The organism is Clostridium moniliforme (genome assembly GCF_017873235.1).
Lineage (GTDB): Bacteria > Bacillota > Clostridia > Clostridiales > Clostridiaceae > Clostridium > Clostridium moniliforme.
Map to the genome: position 1 here is coordinate 1 of NZ_JAGGJZ010000002.1, position 8,219 is coordinate 8,219.

8 protein-coding genes are annotated in these 8,219 nt (G+C 26.1%); 7 read left to right on the plus strand and 1 reads right to left on the minus strand.

The window, feature by feature from the left end; translation table 11 throughout:
* Positions 1-99 (plus strand): hypothetical protein (locus tag J2Z53_RS03390; RefSeq protein WP_407927652.1); only part of this gene is annotated, 99 nt, incomplete at its 5' end.
* Between the two features lie 104 nt (positions 100-203).
* Here J2Z53_RS03390 and J2Z53_RS03395 read toward each other — a convergent pair.
* On the minus strand, positions 204-1,388 hold the full coding sequence (locus J2Z53_RS03395) for a cation diffusion facilitator family transporter (RefSeq protein WP_209795833.1): 1,185 nt from the start codon (positions 1,386-1,388) through the stop codon (positions 204-206).
* Between the two features lie 247 nt (positions 1,389-1,635).
* Here J2Z53_RS03395 and J2Z53_RS03400 point away from each other — a divergent pair, with 247 nt between their 5' ends.
* The 6 genes from J2Z53_RS03400 to J2Z53_RS03425 all read left to right on the plus strand — a co-directional run bounded on the left by J2Z53_RS03400 (position 1,636) and on the right by J2Z53_RS03425 (position 8,132).
* Positions 1,636-2,934 carry a M18 family aminopeptidase gene (locus tag J2Z53_RS03400; protein WP_209795834.1) on the plus strand — a complete coding sequence of 433 codons (1,299 nt, stop codon included), beginning with the start codon at positions 1,636-1,638 and terminating at the stop codon, positions 2,932-2,934.
* Positions 2,935-3,235: 301 nt separating this feature from the next.
* Complete coding sequence (locus J2Z53_RS03405; protein ID WP_209795835.1) at positions 3,236-3,745, plus strand: PepSY domain-containing protein; 510 nt, start codon at positions 3,236-3,238, stop codon at positions 3,743-3,745.
* Positions 3,746-3,960: 215 nt separating this feature from the next.
* Positions 3,961-4,638: a response regulator transcription factor gene (locus tag J2Z53_RS03410; protein WP_209795836.1), complete on the plus strand. Its 678-nt coding sequence runs from the start codon at positions 3,961-3,963 to the stop codon at positions 4,636-4,638.
* Complete coding sequence (locus tag J2Z53_RS03415) at positions 4,628-5,728, plus strand: sensor histidine kinase (RefSeq protein WP_209795837.1); 1,101 nt, start codon at positions 4,628-4,630, stop codon at positions 5,726-5,728. Before J2Z53_RS03410 ends, J2Z53_RS03415 begins: the two co-directional genes overlap by 11 nt.
* A 147-nt stretch (positions 5,729-5,875) precedes the next feature.
* Positions 5,876-6,805 (plus strand): DMT family transporter, encoded by a 930-nt coding sequence (locus J2Z53_RS03420; RefSeq protein ID WP_209795838.1) that lies wholly within the window; start codon positions 5,876-5,878, stop codon positions 6,803-6,805.
* A gap of 49 nt (positions 6,806-6,854) precedes the next feature.
* Entirely contained in the window at positions 6,855-8,132 is a 1,278-nt protein-coding gene (locus tag J2Z53_RS03425) for an L-cysteine desulfidase family protein (protein ID WP_209795839.1), read from the plus strand.
* Positions 8,133-8,219 lie beyond the last annotated feature (87 nt).

The following is an 8,219-nucleotide window of genomic DNA, read 5'->3' on the forward strand; positions in this document are numbered from 1 at the left end:
GACGAAGTATTTAGAAGTAGAAATTCAGTAGTATTTGATGAAGCTGAAAATAGAATGCATACTATTAAAGCTGTAATGGTTGCAACTGCAGGAAAGTAATAAAAGAATTTTAATATATTATAAAAAAAGCAAGGTAATAATTAATTATTACTTTGCTTTTTTATTTAAGATATATTTTAATTAGTAATTTTTAAATATATAAATTAAACTTCACTATAATCATGATCTATAGTGATTATACAATTGTATTGAGGATGGATTTCTTTTATAGATTCAATTATTTCATTTTTAAGTTTTTCTTCACTAGAAATTTTATTTAAATATTTTGAATTAACAACAATATCAAATATAAGATTTTTTTCATTACCTTCTCCAACAATTCTAAAATCATGAAATGATTTTATTAATGGATTATATTTAATGATTTTAGATACTTCCTTATATGCATCATTAATTTCATCATCAGATAAACAGATAGGATCCATATGAATAACTAAATATATATTTAGTTTTTTTGAAATATCTCGTTCTGCTTTATCTATAATATTATGAATTTCCATAATATTAATATCAGAAGGAATTTCAGCATGTGCTGAAGCCATACATCTTCCAGGACCATAATTATGAACTATAAGATCGTGAACACCTATAATGTGATCATAGGATAACATCATATCTTCTATACTTTTAACAAGTTTAGGGTCTGGGGCTTCTCCAAGGAGCGGATTAATAGTTTCTCTAACAAGAGTAAATCCAGAATAAACTATTATAAAAGCTACAATTATACCTATATATCCATCAATAGGAACACTTATAAATTTAGCTGCTAAAATAGATATTGCAACACAACTTGAGCTAAATACATCTCCTAATGCATCAACAGAAGAAGCCTTTAATGCACCTGAATCTATTTTTTTACCAATGAATTTATTGAACATTGCAAGCCATAATTTAAGAAATATTGAAACAATAAGTAGAAGGAAAGGTATCCATTCAAAATTTATTATTTCAGGATGTAATATTTTTTCAAAGGATGACTTAACAAATTGAAGTCCTACAAGCATTACCATAAAAGCAACAGCAAGGGCAGATAAGTATTCCATTCTTCCATGACCAAATGGATGTTTTTCATCTGCAGGCATGTTAGCCATTTTAAATCCTGCAATTGTAATTACTGATGAACCTGCATCAGAAAGGTTATTAAAGGCATCGGCAGTAACTGCAATACTAGAAACTAGCATTCCAACAGAAAATTTTATTATAAATAAAATGAAATTAACAATTATACCAATTACTCCACCTAAAAAGCCATAACTGTTACGTACATTTACATCTTTTGTATCCTCACTATTTTTTATGAAGGTTTTTACTAAAAATTTTGAAAACATTGAAATTTCCCCTCCGATTTGAATAATATATTTTATTCTATCTTACTGATAAGTATTAATCAAATCTATTTAATTAAACATAAATTTAAAATAAATAATAAATAATTTTTATAAATTTATTATTTATTATATTATATAACTATAGTTTGAATAAAGTATTAAATGGCATTATTAATATATAATATGTACTTAAATATGATAGAATGTAATTAATAGAAAATTTAAAAATTATTAAGGAGGATTAAATATGGAAAAGAAATTAGCCACAGAATTAATAGACTTTTTATACAACAGTCCAACAGCATATCATGCTGCTTCATCAGTAAAAGATATGTTAGATAATAATGGATTTACAGAACTTTTTGAAAAGGATTCATGGAGTTTAGAAAAGGGAAAAAAATATTATTTAGTAAAAAATGATTCAGCTGTAATAGCATTTAAAGTAGGTAATGGAGATATTGAAAAGGATGGATTTAGAATTATAGGATCTCATACAGATGCACCTGGATTTAAAATAAAACCAAATGCAGAGATGAAATCAGAAGATCATTATGTAAGATTAAATACAGAGGTTTATGGAGGACCAATATTATATACATGGTTTGATAGACCACTTGGAATAGCTGGTAGAGTTATATTAAAGGGAAAATCACCATTAAAACCAGAAGTTAGATTAGTTAATGTAAATAAGCCTGTTTTAATAATACCAAGTTTAGCTATACATATGAACAGGTCAGTTAATGATGGATATGCTTTTAATAAACAAAAAGATACTTTACCATTAGTAGGATTTGTTAATGAAAAGTTAGAAAAAGAAGGATATTTAATAAGTCTTTTAACTAAGGAATTAGGAGTTAATAAAGAAGATATATTAGATTTTGATTTATTCTTATATGAATATGAAAAAGGATGCATAATGGGAATAAATGATGAATTTATATCATCTGGGAAATTAGATGACCAATGGATGGTTTTTGCTGGAATTAAAGCATTAATGAATAGCACAGATATAGATTCAACTAAAGTTATGATTTGTATCGATAATGAAGAAATTGGAAGCTTAACTGCACAAGGTGCTCAATCAAACTTTATAAGAAGAACATTAGAAAGAATTTCAATAGCACTTTCAAAAAATACAGAAGAGTTCTTTAGAGCACTTTCAAATTCATTAATGATTTCAGCTGATTTAGCTCATGCTGTACATCCAAATTTACCAGAGAAGCATGATCCAAGCAATAGACCAGTACTTGGAAATGGTCCAGTTCTTAAGATTGCAGCATCAGGAAGTTATTCAACAGAAGGTGTAGCAGCTGGAGTATTTGAATCAGTATGTAAAGAAGCAAATGTACCTATGCAAAAATTCGTTAATAGATCAGATGTAAGAGGTGGAACAACTATAGGACCAATGTCAGCAGCAGACCTTTGTATTCCAGTTGTTGATATGGGAGCACCAATTTTAGGAATGCACTCAGTAAGAGAACTTGCAACAGTTAAGGATAATTTCTATACAATAGAAGCATTTACTAAATTCTTTAGCTTAAATTAATATTTAAAGGTTATGTTTTTTACCTGTTTATTTTTAAAACATAGCCATATAAAAAGGGGTTACTGCAATTATTTTGTAGTAGCCTCTTTTTTAATTATAAATACTTAAATAGCAACAAATTAAAAATATTATAAAGAAATTTATACTTTATGTTTTTAAAAAAATAATAAAAAGTATAAGTTAAAAGATTAAAAAAATCCTTAGATTAGAAAATTCTCATTTTTATTAAAGAATATTTTAATTTTCCACTGTTATTATTAAATCATAAATTAAATAAATGATTTTTAGGAGGAATTTTATAATGGATAAAAATAATAATGTAAATGATAATAACAAGGATACAGAAATTGTAGAGGTAAAAGAGATGAAAACAGAGGAAACAAGTGAAAATGTAAATAAAGAAATAAAAAATAAAGGTAATAGATTTAGTAAAAGAAAAATAATAGGTTTTTCTATTTTAGCTGTGTTACTAGGTGGAATAATTGCAGCAGGAGCTACAATTTATGATTATATGGAAGATAGAGGCGATAATCCTATAGAACAAGCAAAGAAAAAAGTTGAAATGAAATTTGCAGAAAAACCAAATTATTCATTAGATCAAGCAAAGGAAATTGCATTAAAAAAAATTAATGGAACTGTAGTAAAAGGAAAAGAAGATGTAGATGATGGAATTGTAGAATATGAATTTAAAATAAAAGATAAAGAAAATGTATTACAAAAGGTTACTGTTGATGGAAAGACAGGAGCTATAGTAGAGATAGATAATCCTTTAAATAATCACAAAAAAGATGATGACCATCATAATGATTAACAAATAAGAGAGTGGAAAGGTCCCCTCTCTTATTTTGCAATTTATATTATTAAATTTTTTATTAATAAGTATGTTTTAAATTATATATAGTATTAAAATTATAATTAAAGATATTAATTAATATTATTTTTTATTTCAGTATTGATTTATGATATACAATATAAAAATATTTAAGATTATATATTAATTAAATAATGATTGGAGGGAAAATAATTTTGAAGAAGGTTCTTATAGTTGAAGACGAAGAAAATATGGTTTCTTTTATACAAATGGAATTAAAATATGAGGGCTATGAAGTAGAAGTTGCAAATGATGGAAGAAGTGCAGTTGCTTTAGCTTTAGAGAAGGATTTTGATTTAATACTTTTAGATTTAATGTTACCTGGAATAAATGGGCTAGAAGTTTGCAGAAGAATTAGAAAGGAAAAGGATACTCCAATAATTATGTTAACTGCAAGGGATAGTGTAATGGATAAAGTAACAGGACTTCAAACAGGTGCTGATGATTATGTATCAAAGCCTTTTGCCATTGAGGAATTACTTGCAAGGATGGAAGTTATTTTTAGAAGAAGTGATAAAGCTATTAAAAAAGAGAAATTAAAATTTAAAGATATAGAGCTAGATATTGAAGGAAGAATAGTTAAAAAAGATGGAGAGATTATTGAATTAACTAATACAGAATTTCAATTATTACTTACATTTATGAGAAATAAAAATAGAGTTTTAACTAGAGAAATATTGCTAGACAATGTATGGGGATATAATTCAGAGGCAGAAACCAATATAGTGGATGTTTATGTTAGATATATTAGAAATAAACTAGATAAAAATGAAAAGGAGAAATATATTCAAACTGTAAGAGGAGTTGGGTATGTAATGAGAGATGAGAATTAAAGAGCGATATAATAATTTACCAATATTTTGGAAAATAACAATTGGATCTGTAATAGTATTTATAGTATTTTTAATGTTTATTACTCTTGCACAAACTTTTTTATTTTTTGACTGGTTTTTAGACCATAAAAAGAAGTATGGAATAAATCTTCATATATTTGAAGATATATTTGAATCCTATGGATATTTAATTATAGTTGTTTCAATTCTTATTTTAATTATAAGTATATTAGGTGCTTTATTTATATCAAAAATATTACTAAAAAATATAAGTGAACTTACAAATACAATGGAAGAAATTAAAAGAGAAGGAAGGCTTGATAGAAGAGTTAAAGTGAGTAAAAGTAATGATGAAATTTCAAAGCTTTGTGTTTTATTTAATTCATTAATGGATGACTTAGAAAGTTCATTTAATAGAGAAAGAAGATTTGTTCAAGATGCATCTCATGAGCTTAAAACCCCGCTTACAATAATAAAGGGACATTTATCTCTTTTAAATAGATGGGGAAAAGATGATAGAGAAGTTTTAGATAAATCAATAAAAGCAAGTACTGAGGAAGTAGATAGACTTATAAATTTAGTTAAGACATTGTTAGACATATCTAATTTAGATAAAGTTAATGAAAAAATTAGTGTAAATTGTTATAATAAGGAAGTAGTTGAAGGAATTTTAAATGATTTTTCTATTTTAAATAAAAACTATAATATTACTTGTAACTACAATAAAATAAAAGAATTTCCAATGAAGGATATACATTTAAAGCAGATTTTAATAATTCTTTTAGACAATGCAATTAAATATTCAGGAGAAAATAAAGAAATAAACATTAGTTTTGCTGAAAGTTATGAATATAAAATAGTAACTGTAACAGACAATGGTATTGGGATACCAGAAGAAGATATTCCTTTATTATTTGATAGATTTTATAGAGTTGATAAATCTAGAAATAGCAAAACTGGAGGGAATGGACTTGGATTATCTATAGCCAAAAGATTAGCTATAATATATGGAGGAGATATAGGAGTAAAAAGCAAAGTTGCAGTTGGAACAAGTTTTAGGGTTGTTATTCCTAAAAATAGTCCATTTTAATATTTAAAATATACAAAAAAATATTTATTTGAAAATAATTTCATAATTCATTGACAATGTAAAATAAGGGTTTTAGAATGAGTAATTGGGAAAGGAATTTCTTTAAAAAATCAACTTATGAAATAGAGCAACTGGGGGGTATGGATTATGAAATCATATAAGGGAATTATATATGCAATTTTAGCATCAGCAGCTTTTGGTTTAATGCCTATATTTGCTAAATTTGCTTATTTACATGGATCAAATTCAAACACAGTATTATTTTTCAGATTTACAATTGCAGCTTTAATTTTATTAATATACTTAGTAATTAATAAGGTATCAATAAAGGTTAATAAAAAGCAATTTATAATACTTTCAATTATTGGATTAATAGGATATACAATAACAACTCAAACACTTTTTATGTCTTATAATTATTTAAATGTAGGATTAGCAACTACATTACATTTTGTATATCCAGCTTTTGTTTGTATATTAGAATATTTATTTTTTAAAAAGAATATGAGCAGGAATAAAGTATTATCATTAATTTTTGCTGGAGTAGGTGTTTATGCTTTAATAGCCTTTGAAAATAATACACTAAGTACTTTAGGATTATTTTTAGCAGTATTTTCAGGACTTTCTTATGGAATTAATATAATACTTTTATCTCTTAAAGAATTAGAAAATTTAGATAATATAGTAATAACAATGTATGTAACTTTTGGAGCTTCAATTGGTATGTTTATATATGGAGAATCAACAGGTTCATTAATAACAAAAATAAGTTTAGAGTTAGTAATAGCATATATTTTTATAGCTGTAATTTCTACAATAATTGCTATGGTACTTTTATTAAAAGGAATAGAATTAATAGGTCCATCATCTGCATCAATACTTGGAACATTTGAACCAATAGTAAGTATAATAATGGGTGCATTTGTATTTGGAGAAGCTATAACTTTTTCATTATTTTTAGGTGGTGCTTTAATACTTACATCAACAATTATTTTAGCTAGAGATAAATCAAGTAATGAAACAACTCAGGAAGCAATAAATTCTAAAATTAATAGAAAAATTAATTTACAACAATAAAAGGTATAAATTTTTGGGGCATAATTTTTTAGAGAAGAGAGGAAAAAATATGAGGAAAGAATTTATAAAAATATTAAAAAAAGAAATAGTTCCAGCAGAAGGATGTACAGAACCAATAGCAGTTGCTTATGCAACTTCAATGGCAGTAGAAAATTTAAACGAGCCCTTAGAAAGTATAGATATACTATTAAGTATGAATATAATAAAAAATGCTCTTGGAGTTGGGATACCAGGAACAGGAAAAGTAGGGGTTGATATAGCAGCTGCACTTGGAGCGGTTATAAAAAAATCTTATAAAAAATTAGAAGTTTTATCAAATTTTTCAGAAAGTGAATTGGAAAAGGCAAATGAACTAATTGAAAATAAAATTATAAAAGTATTTCAAAAGGACACTAATGAAAAATTATATATAGAAGTTATTGCAAAGGGAAAAACAGAATATTCTAAGGTAATAATTGCAAAGGATCATACTAATGTTGTTTTAATAGATAAAAATGGGGAAAAAATATTAGATAATTTAAGTTCTTTATCAAATAATGAAAATACAGAAAAAGAGGAAAGTAGCGGATTATCTATTGAAGAAATATATAATTTTGCTAAAGAAATTCCTTTTGATGATATAAAATTTATTCTTCAAGGTGCTGATATGAATAGAAAGGTATCTGATGAAGGGCTTAAAGGTGGATATGGTTTAGAAGTTGGAAGTAAAATAATAGAAAATAAAGGTTTTAATCTATTTACTAATAATATGGCAAATAGAGTTATTGCAGCAACAGCAGCGGCCTCTGATGCAAGGATGGATGGATGCTCAATGCCAATAATGACAACAGCAGGTTCAGGTAATCAAGGAATAGCTTGCTCAATGCCAGTAATTGAAACAGCTAAAATATTAGAAAAATCAGAAGAAGATCTTGCAAGAGCATTAGTTATAAGTAATCTTATAACTATACACTTAAAAGAATATATGGGAAGACTTTCTCCACTTTGTGGTGCAAGTATAGCAGGTGCAACAGGTGCTTGTTGTGGTATAACTTATTTACTTGGAGGAAATCTTGAAAACATAAAGAGAGCAATAAATAATATGATTTCTGATATTGCAGGAATTATATGTGATGGAGCAAAGAGTACTTGTGCATTAAAAATAGCAACTGCAACAAATGCAGCAATACAATGTGCAACACTTGCAATGAATGGAATTTCTCCATCATCAAAGGACGGAATAGTATTTGATGATGCAGAAGAAACAATTAAGAATATTGAAGTATTGGTAAAGGATGGACTAAATAATACAGATAGTACAATACTAAACATAATGCTTAAAAAATAAAATTAAAACTTACATTAAAACTTAGCAAAGACTAAATTTAAAGTCTTTGCTAGGTTTTATTTTTTTGCAATCATTTAGAGATAATTT

Excerpts from the sequence above, each read along its gene's own strand:
- J2Z53_RS03395 (WP_209795833.1), bottom strand. The coding sequence starts at position 1,388 with ATGTTTTCAAAATTTTTAGTAAAAACCTTCATAAAAAATAGTGAGGAT.
- J2Z53_RS03400 (WP_209795834.1), top strand. The coding sequence starts at position 1,636 with ATGGAAAAGAAATTAGCCACAGAATTAATAGACTTTTTATACAACAGT.
- J2Z53_RS03405 (WP_209795835.1), top strand. The coding sequence starts at position 3,236 with ATGGATAAAAATAATAATGTAAATGATAATAACAAGGATACAGAAATT.
- J2Z53_RS03415 (WP_209795837.1), top strand. The coding sequence starts at position 4,628 with ATGAGAATTAAAGAGCGATATAATAATTTACCAATATTTTGGAAAATA.
- J2Z53_RS03420 (WP_209795838.1), top strand. The coding sequence starts at position 5,876 with ATGAAATCATATAAGGGAATTATATATGCAATTTTAGCATCAGCAGCT.
- J2Z53_RS03425 (WP_209795839.1), top strand. The coding sequence starts at position 6,855 with ATGAGGAAAGAATTTATAAAAATATTAAAAAAAGAAATAGTTCCAGCA.